The following is a 16610-nucleotide window of genomic DNA, read 5'->3' on the forward strand; positions in this document are numbered from 1 at the left end:
CGTGACGGCCTGACAGCCGGCGCCCATCTACCTGGCACCCCGCGATCAACCTGTGTGCGGGCTTGCTCGCGAAGACGGCCTGACAGCCTACCGGGATTTAGGATCAGACTGAGTACATATCCGTTATTTAGGTAACGGCCACCTAGGGTTCCGCTCTGACAGCGGCTCACTTTTGAAAAGCGCAAAAGTAAGCAAAACGCTCTTGCCCCACCACTCGGCACCTCGCCTAGGCTCGGTGTGCCCGTAATCCGCCAGTGATTTGGGGGGCCGCCGCCACGCGCCATCCATGGCGCGGGGCGGCTAAACCGGCATCCCTGCCGGTTTACCCCCCAAATCCCTGTCGAATTCCGGCCAGCGTGGTTTAACGGGGCGCCTGAGATCAAGATCACAAGCAGATCAAGATCAAGAGCGGCTCGCTTCGCATCGTGGTTACCGTTTGCTGTTACAACCCACAGAGTTGTGTAGATACCTATGGCCATCGCAGGCAAGCCAGCTCCCACATTTGGTTTGGCGCCAGGCAATCGAGCGGATACGCGCCGCCCATTGCGCCAGCTCAGCATCATCGCGCTACGCGCCACACCGGGAAGCGCCCGGTCGATCAGCAAAGCGGTTCTTGGTGGTAACCATTACCTCAGCTGGCACCTGATCCATCTAGGCATTGACGCCCAGCCAGAAATTTCCGACAGCGTTTTAGGGTTGCCCCTCGGAAGATGCCTGCCTAATCTTCGGCGGTCGCTGCAAATTCAGCGACCGGGTTTCGCAGCTCGGTTAAACTCTAGACGCACAGCGTCCACCTCAAGATAGCGGGCGCTTTTTTATGCCTGATGTTATGGCGGCTGTGCGCGGGATACCTTCGGGTATGCCGGGAGCCTAGAGTCCCGGTCTGCGAACCTGCGTACAGCTGCCACCCCAATATCGTTTCGCAGCGAGGGGTGGTGACTCCAATACTCTAGGAGCTTCGCCATGATTAAAGACAGTCCTAATCCGCCTTCAGATTCAATCACGCTTCACACTGCTGCTCATCGAGCAATCAACCACTATCTGAACCCGTCTGAGAAACCAGAGCCGCCTGCTGAGGGCCATGGCTTGTTTACCGTGCGAGAAGGACTAGACGTCGAGACGCTGCTGGTCAACGCATCTGAGGATCTAGCGTCGGTTCATGCACTGGCAAGCCACTTGGCTTTTGAGATCGACGGCAATCCTCGCAGCGTCGCCCTGGGGATTTGTCGGATGCTGGAGGGGATCCAGTTAATGGTGGATAAAACACTAAGCCTCAAAGACCATCCAACTCACACATAAATCTGAAACCGAAGAGTTCGCAAAGTGGGCACGGTAAAAAATTTGGGAGCTGGCTTGCCTGCGATTGCAGCGGGTGAGCCAACATTTTCGGTAACTGACACTCCGTCATCGCGGGCAAGCCAGCTCCCACAGTGGATCGAATGAAACGTTAAACAGTGTGCAAAAAAACGCCCCGAACCAGTCGGGGCGTTTTTTATTCAGCGTGCAGCTATCAACGGTCAGTCAGCCAGCCGCCACGTCGTCCCACCCTTGCCGTCTTCCAACACCACACCCATCGCGGTCAGTTGGTCGCGGATACGGTCGGATTCCGCCCAGTCTTTATTGCTGCGAGCCGCCAGACGTGCCTGGATCAGTGCATCTACCTCAGCCGCATCCACACGCCCTTCAGCGCCGGCTTGCAGGAAGTCATCGGCCTCCATCTGCAACACGCCCAGCACGCTGGCCAGTTCTTTCAGACGTGCCGCCAGGCCCGCCGCTGCGTCGATATCGGTCTCGCGCAGGCGGTTGATCTCGCGCACCATTTCAAACAGTACGGCGCAGGCTTCCGGGGTGCCGAAGTCGTCGTTCATCACTTCGGTGAAGCGTGCCACGAAGGCTTCGCCGCCAGCCGGTGCAACCGCGGGCAGGCCTTTCAACGCGTGGTAGAAACGCTCCAGGGCGCCCTTGGCGTCCTTGAGGTTGTCTTCGGAGTAGTTGATGGCGCTGCGGTAGTGGCTGGACACCAGCAGGTAGCGCACCACTTCCGGGTGGTACTTTTCCAGCACGTCGCGGATGGTGAAGAAGTTGTTCAAGGACTTGGACATCTTCTCGCCATTGATGCGGATCATGCCGCAGTGCATCCAGGCGTTGGCGTAGGTCTTGCCAGTGGCGGCTTCGCTCTGGGCGATTTCGTTTTCGTGGTGCGGAAACTCCAGGTCGCTGCCGCCGCCATGAATGTCGAAGGTCTCGCCCAAGCAGCAGGTGGACATCACCGAGCATTCGATGTGCCAGCCCGGACGCCCAGCGCCCCACGGCGACTCCCAGCTCGGCTCGCCCGGCTTGGTGGCTTTCCACAGCACGAAGTCGAGCGGGTCCTGCTTGGCTTCGTCGACTTCGATACGCGCGCCGATGCGCAGGTCTTCGATCTTCTTGCGCGACAGCTTGCCGTAGCCCATGAATTTGGCGACGCGGTAGTACACGTCGCCATTGCCCGGGGCGTAGGCGTAGCCCTTGTCGATCAAGGTCTGGATCATCGCGTGCATGCCCGGGATGTGGTCCGTGGCACGCGGCTCCATGTCCGGCTTGAGGATGTTGAGGCGCGCCTCGTCCTCGTGCATGGCGGCGATCATGCGCTCGGTCAGCGCGTCGAACGACTCGCCGTTCTCGTTGGCACGGTTGATGATCTTGTCGTCGATGTCGGTGATGTTGCGCACGTACGTCAAGTCATAGCCGCTGAAACGCAACCAGCGGGTCACCAGGTCGAAGGCAACCATGCTGCGGCCGTGGCCGATGTGGCAGTAGTCGTACACGGTCATGCCGCACACGTACATGCGCACCTTGTTGCCATCCAGCGGCTTGAAGACTTCTTTGGTCTTGCTGAGCGTGTTGTAGATCGTTAGCACGATGTTTCCCTTAAATCACTGGCCCCACGAATCTCGCAAGGTCACGGTACGGTTGAATACCGGAGCACCAGGTTTCGAGTCCTTGATATCCGCGCAGAAGTAGCCTTCGCGCTCGAACTGGAAACGGTCTTCCGGCTGTGCGTCGCCAAGCGATGGCTCGGCACGACAACCAGTGAGTACTTGCAGGGAGTCAGGGTTGATGTTGTCGAGGAAACTGGCGCTGTCTTCAGCCTTCTCAGGGTTGGGCGAGCGGAACAGACGATCGTACAGGCGCACTTCGCACTCGATGCTGGCAGCGGCCGGTACCCAGTGGACCACGCCCTTGACCTTGCGACCTTCAGGGTTCTTGCCCAGGGTGTCCGGGTCGTACGAGCAACGCAGCTCGACGATGTTGCCATCGGCGTCCCTGATCGCTTCGTCGGCACGGATCACGTAGCTGCCGCGCAGGCGCACTTCGCCGTTCGGCTCCAGGCGCTTGTAGCCTTTTGGCGGCTCTTCCATGAAGTCGTCACGGTCGATGTAGATTTCGCGGGCGAACGGCAATTTGCGCACGCCCAGCTCTTCTTTCTGCGGGTGACGCGGCAGTTCGAGGTTCTCGACCTGGCCTTCCGGATAGTTGGTGATCACGACTTTCAACGGGCGCAGCACGCACATGGCGCGCGGCGCGTTGGCATCCAGGTCCTGGCGGATGCTGAATTCGAGCATGCCGAAATCGACCACGCCGTCGGAGCGGTTGGTGCCGACCATGTCGCAGAAGTTGCGGATCGACGCCGGGGTGTAGCCACGGCGACGGAAGCCCGACAGGGTGGACATGCGCGGGTCATCCCAGCCATGTACGTGTTTTTCATCGACCAGTTGCTTGAGCTTGCGCTTGCTGGTGATGGTGTAGTTCAGGTTCAGGCGGCTGAACTCGTACTGACGCGGGTGCGCCGGCACCGGCAGGCTGTCCAGGAACCACTCGTACAGCGGGCGATGGCTCTCGAACTCCAGGGTGCAGATGGAGTGGGTGATGCCTTCGATGGCGTCCGACTGACCGTGGGTGAAGTCGTAGTTGGGGTAGATGCACCATTTGTCACCGGTCTGGTGGTGATGGGCATGGCGGATGCGGTACATGATCGGGTCGCGCAGGTTCATGTTCGGCGAGGCCATGTCGATCTTGGCGCGCAGTACGCGGGCGCCGTCCGGGAACTCACCGGCGCGCATACGGTTGAACCAGTCCAGGTTCTCTTCCACCGAACGGTCGCGGAACGGGCTGTTCTTGCCCGGCTCGGTCAGCGTGCCACGGTACTCCTTGGCTTGCTCCGGGGTCAGGTCGTCCACATAGGCCTTGCCGGCCTTGATCAGCTCGACGGCCCAGTCGAACAACTGGTCGAAATACTTGGAGGCATAGCGCACTTCACCGGACCATTCGAAGCCCAGCCACTTGATGTCGCTTTCGATGGCGTCGATGTATTCCTGGTCTTCCTTGGCCGGGTTGGTGTCGTCGAAACGCAGGTGCGTGACGCCACCGAACTCCTGGGCCAGGCCGAAGTTCACACAGATCGACTTGGCGTGGCCGATGTGCAGGTAGCCGTTGGGCTCAGGTGGGAAACGGGTGACGATCTGCGTGTGCTTGCCCGAATCCAGGTCCGCCTGGATGATCGGGCGCAGGAAATTGACCGGGACGGCAGGTCCGGCCTTGGTATTCGAGGTAGGGTCGACAGTGGGCTTGCTCATAGGATCCTTGAACAGACAGGTGCGTGGCCAGGTGGGGCCAGATAAAACAAAGGGCTCATAATAGCCGAAGCAGTCAAGACACATACAGAGCGCGGCCAATTAATTGCCCGGGCGGTAAAAAACCACCTCGAAATTCCCGCAGGGCACGCTAAACTGCGCGCCTTGGCCGTCGTTTAGCCAGACAGGTAAGGTGCCCAGGCGCCCACACCCACGAATTCCCTGAAAAGAGTAGCGCACATGACTCAAGTCAAACTGACCACCAACCACGGTGACATCGTCATCGAGCTGAACGCCGAGAAAGCGCCGATCACCGTCGCCAACTTCATCGAATACGTTAAAGCCGGCCACTACGAAAACACCGTTTTCCACCGTGTCATCGGCAACTTCATGATCCAGGGCGGCGGTTTCGAGCCTGGCATGAAAGAGAAGAAAGACAAGCGTCCAAGCATCCAGAACGAAGCGGACAACGGCCTTTCCAACGACAAGTACACCGTCGCCATGGCCCGTACCATGGAGCCGCATTCGGCCTCCGCGCAGTTCTTCATCAACGTCGCCGACAACGCCTTCCTGAACCACAGCGGCAAGAACGTGCAGGGTTGGGGCTACGCAGTGTTCGGTAAAGTCACCCAAGGCACCGACGTTGTCGACAAGATTAAAGGCGTATCGACCACCTCCAAGGCCGGTCACCAAGACGTTCCAGCCGAAGACGTGATCGTCGAGAAAGCCGAGATCATCGAAGCGTGATATTGCTGATTTCAGACTTGCATCTGGAAGAGGAACGCCCGGACATCACCCGGGCGTTTCTGGATCTGCTCCACGGCCGCGCCCGTGGCGCCCAGGCGTTGTACATTCTGGGGGACTTCTTTGAAGCCTGGATTGGCGACGATGGCATGACCTCCTTCCAGCGTTCCATCTGCGCGGCTCTGCGCGAGCTGAGCGACAGCGGCACCCCGATTTTCATCATGCACGGCAACCGCGATTTCCTGATCGGCAAGGCGTTCTGCAAAGCGGCAGGCGCCACCTTGCTCAAGGACCCGACGGTCGTGCAACTGTATGGCGAGCCTGTGCTGTTGATGCACGGCGACAGCCTCTGCACCCGCGACCTCGGCTATATGAAGCTGCGGCGCATCCTGCGTAACCCGATTGTGCTGTTTATCCTGCGCCACCTGCCCTTGGGCACCCGCCACAAACTGGCGCGCAAGTTGCGCAGTGAGAGCAGCGCCCAGGTGCGCATGAAGGCCAATGATATTGTCGATGTCACGCCGCAAGAAGTGCCCCGGGTGATGCAGCAGTTCGGCGTGCGCACCCTGGTTCACGGCCACACCCACCGCCCCGCCATCCATAAGTTGCAGATCGGCGACCAGGCGGCCAAGCGCATTGTGCTGGGGGACTGGGACAAGCAAGGCTGGGCGTTGCAAGTGGATGAGCAAGGGTTTCAGCTGGCGGCGTTTGACTTCGTCAACCCGCAGTTGGCATTGCCTGGCGCATAACCTGCGACACAACACCGATCAACCTGTGGGAGCTGGCTTGCCTGCGATGCAGACACCTCGGTGTATCAGATGCACCGAGGTGATGCTATCGCAGGCAAGCCAGCTCCCACACAAGCCAGCTCCCACAGGGACCGCGCTGACCTTATGATCAGTGCCCCGACGCCGCCGGCCCGGCCTTTGCCGTAAACGGCGGTTTGGCCAGCCACACCAGCAACATCAAGCCCATGAACATCCAGCCCAGCAACGTGAAGTAATCCACGGTGGACATCATGTATGCCTGGCTGGTGAGGATCTGGTCCAGTTGGGTATAGGCCTTCTGCCCTGCCCCGCCCAGCGCCTGCAACGCATCGCGGGTGGTCGAGTCGTAGACGGTCATGTTCTCGCTCATGTAGGCATGGTGCTGGTCGGCCCGGCGGATCCAGATCCAGGTGGTCAGCGAGGCCGCAAAGCTGCCGCCCAAGGTGCGCAGGAAGGTCGCCAGCCCGGCGCCGTCGGCAATCTGGTGCGGCGGCAAGTCGGACATCAGGATGCTCAAGGTCGGCATGAAGAACAGCGCCACGCCGATGCCCATGAACAGCTGCACCAAGGCGATATGGGTGAAGTCCACTTCGTTGGTGAAACCGGCGCGCATAAAGCAGCTCAAGCCAATCGCCAGGAACGCCAGGCCCGCCAGCAGGCGCAGGTCGAACTTGTGCGCGTACTTGCCCACGAAGGGCGACATCAGCACCGGCAAAATGCCGATGGGCGCCACCGCCAGCCCGGCCCAGGTGGCGGTGTAGCCCATCTGGGTTTGCAGCCACTGCGGCAGGATCAGGTTGATGCCGAAAAAGCCCGCATAACCGAGGATCAACACAATGGTGCCGATCCGGAAGTTACGGTGCGCGAACAGCCGCAGGTTGACCACCGGGTGCTTGTCGGTCATCTCCCAGATCACGAACACCGCCAGGGCAATCACCGAAATGGCCGCACCAATGATGATGAAATTGGACTCGAACCAGTCCAGGTCATTGCCCTTGTCGAGGATGATCTGCAAGGCGCCAACCCCGACGATCAGACTCAGCAGCCCAACGTAGTCCATCGGCTGGTAGCTGGTGACCACCGGGCGTTTTTTCAGCTGCGCACGCACCACCATCACCGCAAAGATACCGATGGGTACGTTGATGAAAAAGATCCACGGCCAGCTGTAACTGTCGGTGATCCAGCCACCAAGGATGGGACCTGCAATCGGCGCCACCACCGTGACCATCGCCAATAACGCCAAGGCCATGCCGCGCTTGGCGGGTGGATAGACCGCAATCAACAGCGTCTGCGTCATCGGGTACAACGGCCCGGCGACCAAGCCTTGCAGCACGCGAAAGCCGATCAGCTCAGGCATCGAGGTAGAGATACCGCACAGGAACGACGCCAGCACAAACAGCAGGGTCGCCCACAAAAACAGCTTCACCTCGCCAAAGCGCCGGCTCAACCAACCGGTGAGCGGCAAGGCGATGGCGTTGCTCACCGCAAACGAGGTAATCACCCAGGTGCCCTGCTCCGAACTCACCCCCAGGTTGCCGGAGATAGTCGGCAACGCCACGTTGGCGATGGTGGTGTCGAGCACCTGCATAAAGGTCGCCAGCGACAGGCCAATAGTGGCCATCAACAGGCTGGGTGGCGTGAACGAGGCGTTATTGCTCATCAGCGTTGCGCAGCCTTGGGAGCGGCGACGCTGTTGTCATGGATCAACTGGTTGATCATGGCATCGGCTTCGGCCAATTGGCGGTCATACACGTTGGTGGTGAACGAGGCTTTTTGCGGCGCCTGTTGCGCCAGCACCGGGCCGCTCTGGTCGTGCAGGTCGACGTTGACCACGGTGCTCAAGCCCACGCGCAGCGGGTGCTTGGCCAACTCTTCGGCGTTGATGTGGATACGCACCGGTACCCGCTGCACGATCTTGATCCAGTTGCCGGTGGCGTTCTGCGCGGGCAGCAAGGCGAACGCGCTGCCCGTGCCGGCGCCGAGGCTGTCGACGGTGCCGCTGTACTTCACGTCGCTGCCGTAGATGTCCGACTCGATATCCACCGGCTGGCCGATGCGCATATCCCGCAGCTGGGTTTCCTTGAAGTTGGCATCGATCCACAGCTGGTCCAGCGGGATCACCGCCATCAACGCAGTACCCGGCTGCACGCGCTGGCCCAGTTGCACGGTGCGCTTGGCCACATAGCCGGTGACCGGCGCGATCAAGGTGCTGCGCGCATTGGTCAGGTAGGCCTGGCGCAGTTGCGCGGCGGCCGCTTGCACGTCGGGATGGGACGAAATCACCGTGTCATCCACCAGGGCGTTGGTGGTTTTGAGTTGTTGCTCAAGGTTGGTCAAGGCGTTCTTGGCGGCGGTCAGGCTGTCGCGGGCGTGGGACAGTTCTTCCTGGGAAATCGCGCCGCCCTGGGCCAGGGTCTTACGGCGGTTGTAGTTGTCCTGGGCGGTTTGCACATCGGCTTTCTGCGCATTGACCTGGGCTTTCATACCATCGACGTTGCTGTACAAACCGCGCACTTGGCGTACGGTGCGGGCCAGATTGGCCTGAGCACTTTGCAGGCCGACGGCGGCGTCGTTGGGGTCGAAGTTGATCAGCACCTGGCCTTCGTGCACCAGGTCGCCATCGTCAGCGCCAATGCTGACCACGGTGCCGGTGACCAGCGGGGTGATTTCCACCACGTTGCCGTTCACATAGGCGTCATCGGTGCTTTCATTGAAGCGCCCGTAGAACTCATACCAGGCCCACACGCCCACCACACTGAGGATGACGATCAGCGCCAGGCCGATCAGCATCACTTTGCGTTTGCGCGGGTTGGTGTCGTTGGGTTGTTCGGTTGCGTTGTTGCTGTCGGCAGTGGCCATGACAAATACCTCAAATTATTCCGTGCGTGTAGCTGGGGTGGTCGCGGCCACGCTGTTGGCGTGGTACCCGCCACCCAGGGCCTGCATCAATTGAATCGACAGGTCGATCTGCGCCGCATTCAGGGTGGCCAGCTGACGCTGGGCCTGTAGCAGTTGCTGCTCGATGCTGAGCACATCCAGGTAGTTACCGATGCCGGAGCTGTAGCGTTGCACCCCGGTGTCGTAGGACTGTTGCGCGATGTCGGCGGCGTGTTGCTGGGCCTGGATCTGCCGCCCGGTGTCGCGCAGTTGCGAGAGGGTGGAGCCGATATCACCCAAGGCTTGCACCAGGGTTTTGTTGTACTGGGCCACGGCCAGGTCGTAGTCAGCGTCGCGGGCATCGAGGTCGGCGCGCAGGCGACCGCCGTCAAAAATCGGCAATGAGATCGTCGGCGCAATATTGAAAAAGCGGCTGGCCGAACCGAACATCGCATCGCCCAGCAACGACTCGGCACCTGCGCTCGCGCTCAGGTTGAGGTTGGGGTAGAAGCGGGTCTTGCTGGCGTCGATGTTCTTGCTCGCGGCCTCTACGCGCCAGCGTGCGGCGACCAGGTCCGGGCGACGGCCGAGCAGCTCGGCAGGCAACACCGCCGGCACGGCAACGGCGCTGGGTTTGAGCACCGCTGGGCGAACCAACTCGTCACCGCGGTCCGGGCCTTTACCCAGCAATACCGCGAGCGCGATCTTGGCGCTTTGCAGTTGTTTTTCCGCGTCAATCAGTTGCGACTGGGAGCTGGCTTCCAGGCTCTCGGTCTGCTGGTACTGGTATTCGCTGTCGATACCGGAACTCAGGCGACGCTTGCTCAGGTCGAGCATCTGGCGGGTACGCTTGAGGTCATCCACGGCCAGGTCACGCACGATATGGGCCTGGCCTAGGTCGCTGTAGGCCTTGGCCACGTTGGCAGCCAGGGTCAGGCGCGCAGCCTGCTGGTCGACTTCGGCAGCACGGGCCTCGCCCAACGCGGCTTCCCAGGCGGCGCGCTGGCCGCCCCAGAGGTCGAAGTTGTAGTTGAAGCTGGCGCCGATGTTACGCACCGTCGAATAGGCATCGCCCTGCCCGCGTGGGTCCTGGTCCTTGGCCAGGCGCGAACGGCTCACGCCGGCGCTGGCATCCACCGTCGGCATACGGGCGGCGTTAGCGGCATAGGCGGCGGCTTCGGCCTGGTGGGCGCGGGCGTCGGCGACTTGCATGTCGGGGCTGTTTTGCAGGGCTTCCTGGATCAGGCCGTCAAGCTGTGGGTCGCCCAGGCTTTTCCACCAGTCAGCGGCCGGCCAGGCGGCGCTCGACAGCGTCACGCCGCTCAGGGACTTGCCGGTTTGCAAGGTATTGGCGTCGAGGCGCCGGCCCTGGGTGTCGAGGCCGCTGTAATTGGCGCAACCGGCCAACGTCATCGCCGCCAGCACCAGGCTGAGTGCGCGTGTGTTCATGATCGACCTACCCGCTGGATCGTGATGGGGTCACCCGCAGCGATCAGCATTTTCTTCAGGATCCGCTCCAAGGTTTCCAGCTCGCCCGGCTCAAGCACGCCGGCCAACTGGTTGAGGGCCTTGGCGCCGATGTTCGGGAGCATATCCGCCAGGCGCTGGCCCTCGGCGGTCAGCACCAACTGCACCTGGCGCCGGTCCAGCTCGGAACGCTTGCGGCTGAGCAGATCTTTTTGCTCGAGCCGGTCGAGCATGCGCGTCATCGAGCCGCTGTCCAGGGACAGGTTGCGGCACAGCTCCGCCGGGGTATCGACGCCGAACTGGGCCATGATGATCAACACCTTGAACTGCGCGGCGGTGATGCCGTGGGGTTCCATATGGGTGTCGATGATGCGGTCCTTGAGAATCGCAGCGCGGCCCAGCAACAGGCCGAGGTGGCAGTTGTGGAAGTTGTCAGGGGTGAAGTGAGGCATCGAAAGTCACCTTATTACTGCCTAGGCAGTGAATGTGTGACGAGATGTTACTGCTTAGGCAGCGAATGTCAAATGGAATAGTTAGGTTGCTTGGTAGTTGAGTAACTTAGAGAGAATCCAGTTAAGGCTTTTGTAGGTGCGAGCTTGCTCGCGAAAAACTCAGGGGCGCCGCGTGCATTCAGGATGCACGGGTTATCGTTGACGTCTTTCGCGAGCAAGCTCGCTCCTACATTTTTTGACCCGGCAAGGCTTAGAAATCGCGCTTGTAGAAGATATCCAGAGAACTGGCCACACCCGTCGCCACCTCCAGGTACACCTTCTTGCTCAGCAGGTAGCGCAATGCAATGGTGTTAGCCGGCTCGAACACCCCGACCCCGTAACGCAGGCTGAGCTTCTCGTTGATCTTGCCGCTGGCCACCACGGCGGTGCTGTTACCCGTACCCTGGGTGTCCAGATCAAAATCCTGAATCCCCAGCTTATTGGCGATATCCGTGGTCACCCCGGCGCTGCCCATCAAGCCCAGGCCCAGGGCGGCTTCGGCGAGCATGTTGTTGTCTTCGCCGGTGTTGGTGCGCGAACGGCCCAGCACCAGATACGACAGCGCGTCTTCCTGGGCCATGGCCGGTTCGGAGAAGATTTGCGTGGTGGGCTGTTCGGCGCTGCCGCTCAGGCGAATCCCAGCGGTCACGGTGCGCGACGATTCGATCACCACGCGCACGGCTTCGATGTCCAGGAACGGTTGGTCCAGCGGCCCGGCAAACAGCAGCCGTGCACGGCGCACGTTGAGGCGCTGGCCGTAGGCGCGGTAGCGGCCGTCGTTGAGCCACAGCTCGCCGCGGGTGTCCATGTTGTCACCGATGTGCACATGGCCCTGGACCTTGGCGGTGAGGCCGAAGCCGGCGAAGTTGAGCTGGTCTTCGCCTACCTCCACGTCGATATCCATCGCCATGGCCATCGGCGGTTTGCCCTCTTCGGTCTGGCTGCCGATGATCACCGTGTCGTCGGACACCTTGACGGTCGAAGGCGGCAGCTCGCGCACGGTGATATCGCCACGGGGGATGTGGACTTTGCCGGCAATCGCCAGTTTGTCGTCCTTGAGGCTGATCTTCAGGTCGGGCGCCACTTCCAGCTTGGCGTAGGGCTCAACGGTGACCGGCAGTTGCGAGCCTTTGAGGCTGAGGTCGACTACCAGGGCGCGGCCCCAGTCGATCTGGCCCGTAAGGCTGCCCTGGCCAGCCTTGCCGCTGTGCCAGCCGCCGTTGAGCTGCACGCTTTCGCCAGCGATCTGCGCCTGCAGGTTCAGGCCTTCGAGGCTGATGGGCAGTTCCGGCCCGGAGACTTCACCGTCCACCAGGTTCAGGTTGCCGTTGACCAGGGGCGCGAGCAAGCCGCCGGAGATGCGGCCGTTGCCGTTGAGCTTGCCGGTGAGTTTTTCCACCATGGGCACAAAGGGCCGCGCTACGGAGAGGTCCAGGCCGGCGAGGCTGAAGGTGCCAGTGATCGGCTTGTTGTTCGGCAGCGGGTTGATCTGCGCCTGCAACAACAACTCGCCGAGTTTGCCGCCACGGAAATTCAGCTGGGTGTCGATGCGCTTGGGGTTGAGGGTGGTTTCCAGTTTCAGGGTGTCGTAGGGGAAATCCAGCCACTGGCCCTTGTCGCGCACGCGCAAGGTGCCGCCACTGGCGTCCACCGCGACCACGCCTTTGGGGCCGCTCTGCGGCAGGTCCAGTTGCACATCGGCGTTGAGCCTGCCCTGCCAGGCGAAGTCTTTGGGCAAGAAGGCCGCGAGGCTGTCGAGGGGGAATTGCTTGAGGTGGTAGCGCAGCTTGGGCTCGGGCATCAGGCGCTGGTCTTCGCCACACAGGCTGGCGCCGCCGGAGACCCAGCAGTGTGCGCCAAAGGTCAGCTTGCCATCGGCCAGGCGTTCGATCTTCGCCGGGGCTTGCAGCCGCCAGTCCTGGCCACCGGCTTGCACGTCGCCACTGGCCAGGCGCCCGCGCCAGTTGTCTTTGTCGAGGTTGCCGTCCAAGGCCAGGGCCAACTTGACCAGCGGGCCAGTCAGGGCCAGTTGGACCTTCTGGTTCTTGATGTCGCCCTGGGCGCTGGCGGTGAGGTTGCCAACTTGCGTCTCGCCGCTTTGAATGCCGCTGGCCTTGAGGTCGAGCTTGGCGCGTTGGGCGCTATCGAGGTTGGCGTCCAGGTTGAGGCTTTGCAGGCGGTTGTCGGCAAAGGCCAGTTGCTGGCCCTTGAGGTCGAGCTTGCCTTGAGGCGCTTGCAAGGTGCCAGCCACCTCGACACGCCCGTTGACTTGCCCGCGCAGTTGCGGCCAGAGCTGGGCCAGGCGCGCCAGCTTGATGTCGATCTGCCCGGCCAGGCGCTGTTGCAGGCTGCCGCTGCCGTTGATGCGGTTGTCGCCCAGACGGATGTCCAGGTTGGCGAGGGTCCATTGTTCGCCGGCGCCTTCGGCCTTGGCCGCGAGCACGGCGGTTTGGCCACGCAGGCGGCCCTTGAGGTCCAGGTCGGCGTTGAGCTTGAGCTGTTCATTTTTGAACTCGCCTTTGCTGCGCAGCGGTCCGGCCAGGGTGCCGGGCAGCTCCGCGACCCAGTAGGCGGGGTTCAGCGCTGACAGATCCAGGGCGGTGTCCCAGGCAATGCCGTCGGCAAATTGCAGGTTCAGGTGGCCTTCGGCCTTGCCTTGGCCGGCACTCAGTTTCAGCTCAGGCAGGAAGAGCTGCTTGAGGTCGCCACTGAACGGCGTGACCACATTGAACTTGCCCGCCGGGCCGTCGAGGTCAGCCTTGAGATTGCCCAGGTAGTTGCCGTCTTTATAGGAGATTTCACCGTTGAAGGTGCGCAAGGCCACTTGCGGTTCGTCGATGACCGGATAGAGGCGATGCCAGGGGAAGTCCAGCCAGTCGATCTTGGCGTCCGCACTGAAGCCTTGTTGCCAGTCCAGGTTGGCACTGAGCGTGAGGCTTTGCTTGTCGCCGGCCGTCAGGTCCAGGCCGGCAATCTGCGCGCCCTTGGCGTCAACCTTGCCCTTGAGCAGTAAGTCCACCGGGCCTTTTTCGGCCGGGAGCACGGCCTTGCCCAGCAACTGGTAGCCACTGTTCAGGTCGCCTTTGGCGCTCAGGTCCAGTTGGTTGAGTTGCAAGGTATCGGGCAGGTCTGCGCTGGGTTTGAACGACTCGGAGGTGATGTGCAACTGCGCCGGCAGGTGTTCCACCAGGGGTTGCAGCTCGCCAGTGAGCTTGGCCGGCAGGTAGCCGCTGCTGTCGGCGTCGAGCTTGAGGGTCTTGAGCAGGTCGCCGTCGATCTTGAGCGCGACCGTCCAGGGGGCCCCGCCTGGGGCGTAGGGCAAGCTCAGGTTGCCGGTGGCATTCAGCGGCCAGTCGCCGGTGGGTTGCAGCAGGCCGGCGAGGTCCAGTACCAGATCGTCGCGCTGCAGGTGCACCGAGTCGATCTGCAAGCCGGCGGCGGTCCAGTGTGCGGCCAATTGCAGGCCCTTGAGTTCTTCACTGCCGTTGAACAGCAGGCTGCCGATGCGCACATCGCCCAACTGCAGGGCAACCGGCAGCTTCAGGTCGGGCAGTTGAATCGGCCCGCTGTCGCTTTCTTCGGCACTGGGGGCGAATGCCAGGCTGACCTGTTCCACATCCAGTCGGTTGATGCACAGGGTCATGCGCAGCAGGCAGCCGGGCGACCAGTCAAAAATCGGCGCATTCAGCTCGACGCGACTGCCATCCTGTTGCCACAGCAGATGGTCGGCGCGCCACTGCCCGCCCAGACGCCCCTGGAAATTTTCCACGCTCAAACCTGGCACCTGGCTTAGGGCCCAGCGACTGCCCGCCTGGGTACCGAGCACCGACCACAGCACCACTAACAGCAAAACGAGGATAGCGACCAGCGCCAGCCCCGCTATTTTCAAACCACGCATCACAGCTCAGGCCCCATGGAAAAGTGCAAGCGAACGCCGCCCGGATCTTCGAGGGCATGGGCCAGGTCGAGGCGAATCGGCCCCACCGGCGACACCCAGCGCACGCCGACGCCCACACCGGTTTTCAGGCTGGGCAAGTCCAGGTTGTTGAAGGAGTTGCCCTGGTCGATGAAGGTCGCGATGCGCCATTTATCGGTGATGGAGTATTGATACTCAGCGCTCAAGGCCACCATGTAGCGGCCACCGATGCGGTCGCCGCGATCGTTCTCGGGCGACAGGGTCTGGTACTCGTAGCCGCGCACGCTCTGATCGCCACCGGCAAAGAAGCGCAAGGAAGGCGGCACGGATTTGTAGCCATTGGTGGCACTGCCGCCAAATTGCGCACGGCCCAGGAAGCGGTGGTTATCCCACACGGTGGTCAGGCCCTTGATGGTCGCCGTGCCGTAAAGCAGGTTGGTGTCGGACCCCAGGCCCTCTTTCGCGACCTTGGTGTCGAACATCAGGCGGTAACCATGGTGCGGGTCGATGCGGTTATCACTGCGCAGGTAGGAATAACTCACGCCTGGCATCAGCAGGTTACTCAGGCCCGAGTCATTCCCCAGGCGGTATTCCTCGCGCTGGTACTTGAGGGAGATCACCCGCGTCCAGCCACTGGGCAACTTGCTGTGCCATTCAGGGCCGATGGTGAGCAACTTACTCAAGGTATCGGTGTTGGCGATCTCTTCATTCTGGTAGCCACCGGCAAAGCGCAGTTTGTCGGTGAGCGGCGGGTCCAGCGGGATGTCGTACCACAGCCCGACGTTCTGCCGTGGCGCCGACAGTTCGGCTTCCCAGCCATAACTGTGGCCCTGGGGGTTGACCCAATGGCGCGTCCAGTTGGCTTTGCCCCGTGGGCCGACGTCGGTGGAATAACCCAGGCCCAGGCCCATGGTGCGCGGCTTGCGAGTGTCCAGTTGCACCGCCACCGGGATCACGTCATCGGTGGCGGCGGTGGGGCTGGCATCCACGCGCACGCCTTCAAAAAAACCGCTGGCTTGCAGGTTCTGGTTGAGTTCGGCGACCAGTTCGGAGTCATAGGGCGTGCCGGGCTTGAACGGCACCATGCGCTGCAACAGCTCTTCATCAAAGGGCGTGTCGCCGGTAAAGCTGACCTTGCCCATGCTGTAGCGCGGGCCGCTGTCGTAAATCAGCTCGATGTCGGCCACGCCCGCTTGAGGGTCTACGGCAAGTTTCTGGCTGGTGAAGCGCCCGCTGAAAAAGCCGTAGCGCGAGGCCTGGTTCTGGATCAGGCGCTTGGCGTCTTCGTAATGGCCGTGGTTGAGCACGGCGCCGGATTTGAGGTCGTCGCTGGCGGGCAAGCGAAACGCCTTGAGGCTCGCAGCCGGGCCATCGACTCGCAGGGTCACGTTGCGCAAATGCACCGGTTCGCCGGGGTCGATGGTGAGGGTCAGGCGCGGGTTCTTGCCGCCCTTCACATCGCTGGCGATCTGTGGCTGATAGTAGCCCAGGGCCTGCGCGGCTTTGCGCGCCTGCTCCTCGGCACCACGGCTGAACCGCAGCAAGGCTTCTTCATCACGATCGCCCACCCCGCCGATATAGCCTTCGATGTTGGCTTTCAGCGCGTCGTTTGAGGGTTTGATCCGCACGTCCAGTTCGCTTTGCGCCAAGGCGCCGCAGCTTGTGAACAGCAGAATCAAGCCGCTGGTAAATCTTCCTGGAAACTTCATAGGCGCGGATGCTACACGAGCGAGGG

Annotated in this window: 11 protein-coding genes; 3 read left to right on the plus strand and 8 right to left on the minus strand. The window is 61.8% G+C overall.

The features are described from left to right. The first annotated feature begins 963 nt into the window (after positions 1 to 963). Entirely contained in the window at positions 964 to 1299 is a 336-nt protein-coding gene (locus HU731_RS04630) for a DUF6124 family protein (RefSeq protein ID WP_098950966.1), read from the plus strand. A 218-nt stretch (positions 1300 to 1517) separates the two neighbouring features. On the opposite strand, the gene cysS is transcribed toward HU731_RS04630, so the two are convergent. Continuing rightward, positions 1518 to 2900 carry a cysteine--tRNA ligase gene (gene cysS, locus HU731_RS04635; RefSeq protein WP_003192173.1) on the minus strand — a complete coding sequence of 461 codons (1383 nt, stop codon included), beginning with the start codon at positions 2898 to 2900 and terminating at the stop codon, positions 1518 to 1520. Positions 2901 to 2915: 15 nt separating this feature from the next. Further along, positions 2916 to 4616, minus strand: a complete 1701-nt coding sequence (locus HU731_RS04640; protein ID WP_186609463.1) for a glutamine--tRNA ligase/YqeY domain fusion protein — start codon at positions 4614 to 4616, stop codon at positions 2916 to 2918. 237 nt (positions 4617 to 4853) lie between these two features. Between HU731_RS04640 and HU731_RS04645 the strand changes: the two genes are divergently transcribed. Both HU731_RS04645 and lpxH read left to right on the plus strand, forming a co-directional pair. After that, positions 4854 to 5360, plus strand: coding sequence for a peptidylprolyl isomerase (locus tag HU731_RS04645; protein ID WP_014718940.1), 507 nt, complete (start codon positions 4854 to 4856; stop codon positions 5358 to 5360). Then, positions 5357 to 6106 (plus strand): UDP-2,3-diacylglucosamine diphosphatase, encoded by a 750-nt coding sequence (gene lpxH, locus HU731_RS04650; protein ID WP_186609468.1) that lies wholly within the window; start codon positions 5357 to 5359, stop codon positions 6104 to 6106. Before HU731_RS04645 ends, lpxH begins: the two co-directional genes overlap by 4 nt. A gap of 148 nt (positions 6107 to 6254) precedes the next feature. Here lpxH and HU731_RS04655 read toward each other — a convergent pair whose 3' ends face one another. The 6 genes from HU731_RS04655 to HU731_RS04680 all read right to left on the minus strand — a co-directional run bounded on the left by HU731_RS04655 (position 6255) and on the right by HU731_RS04680 (position 16584). Beyond that, positions 6255 to 7784, minus strand: coding sequence for a DHA2 family efflux MFS transporter permease subunit (locus HU731_RS04655; RefSeq protein WP_186609470.1), 1530 nt, complete (start codon positions 7782 to 7784; stop codon positions 6255 to 6257). Continuing rightward, on the minus strand, positions 7784 to 8983 hold the full coding sequence (locus HU731_RS04660; RefSeq protein ID WP_003192180.1) for an HlyD family secretion protein: 1200 nt from the start codon (positions 8981 to 8983) through the stop codon (positions 7784 to 7786). Before HU731_RS04660 ends, HU731_RS04655 begins: the two co-directional genes overlap by 1 nt. Positions 8984 to 8998: 15 nt before the next feature. Continuing rightward, positions 8999 to 10450, minus strand: coding sequence for an efflux transporter outer membrane subunit (locus tag HU731_RS04665; protein ID WP_186609472.1), 1452 nt, complete (start codon positions 10448 to 10450; stop codon positions 8999 to 9001). Further along, positions 10447 to 10920 carry a MarR family winged helix-turn-helix transcriptional regulator gene (locus HU731_RS04670; protein ID WP_032896609.1) on the minus strand — a complete coding sequence of 158 codons (474 nt, stop codon included), beginning with the start codon at positions 10918 to 10920 and terminating at the stop codon, positions 10447 to 10449. Before HU731_RS04670 ends, HU731_RS04665 begins: the two co-directional genes overlap by 4 nt. A 250-nt stretch (positions 10921 to 11170) precedes the next feature. Further along, complete coding sequence (locus HU731_RS04675) at positions 11171 to 14857, minus strand: translocation/assembly module TamB domain-containing protein (protein WP_186609474.1); 3687 nt, start codon at positions 14855 to 14857, stop codon at positions 11171 to 11173. After that, complete coding sequence (locus tag HU731_RS04680) at positions 14857 to 16584, minus strand: autotransporter assembly complex protein TamA (RefSeq protein WP_186609476.1); 1728 nt, start codon at positions 16582 to 16584, stop codon at positions 14857 to 14859. The genes HU731_RS04675 and HU731_RS04680 overlap by 1 nt, the downstream gene beginning before the upstream one ends. Positions 16585 to 16610: the final 26 nt, after the last annotated feature.

Origin of the sequence: Pseudomonas salmasensis, assembly GCF_014268375.2 — a bacterium.
GTDB lineage: Bacteria > Pseudomonadota > Gammaproteobacteria > Pseudomonadales > Pseudomonadaceae > Aquipseudomonas > Aquipseudomonas salmasensis.

Coding starts and splice junctions, on each gene's coding strand:
- HU731_RS04640 (WP_186609463.1), bottom strand. CDS start 4,616: ATGAGCAAGCCCACTGTCGACCCTACCTCGAATACCAAGGCCGGACCT.
- HU731_RS04665 (WP_186609472.1), bottom strand. CDS start 10,450: ATGAACACACGCGCACTCAGCCTGGTGCTGGCGGCGATGACGTTGGCC.
- HU731_RS04630 (WP_098950966.1), top strand. CDS start 964: ATGATTAAAGACAGTCCTAATCCGCCTTCAGATTCAATCACGCTTCAC.
- HU731_RS04660 (WP_003192180.1), bottom strand. CDS start 8,983: ATGGCCACTGCCGACAGCAACAACGCAACCGAACAACCCAACGACACC.
- HU731_RS04670 (WP_032896609.1), bottom strand. CDS start 10,920: ATGCCTCACTTCACCCCTGACAACTTCCACAACTGCCACCTCGGCCTG.
- HU731_RS04645 (WP_014718940.1), top strand. CDS start 4,854: ATGACTCAAGTCAAACTGACCACCAACCACGGTGACATCGTCATCGAG.
- HU731_RS04680 (WP_186609476.1), bottom strand. CDS start 16,584: ATGAAGTTTCCAGGAAGATTTACCAGCGGCTTGATTCTGCTGTTCACA.
- HU731_RS04655 (WP_186609470.1), bottom strand. CDS start 7,784: ATGAGCAATAACGCCTCGTTCACGCCACCCAGCCTGTTGATGGCCACT.
- HU731_RS04675 (WP_186609474.1), bottom strand. CDS start 14,857: ATGCGTGGTTTGAAAATAGCGGGGCTGGCGCTGGTCGCTATCCTCGTT.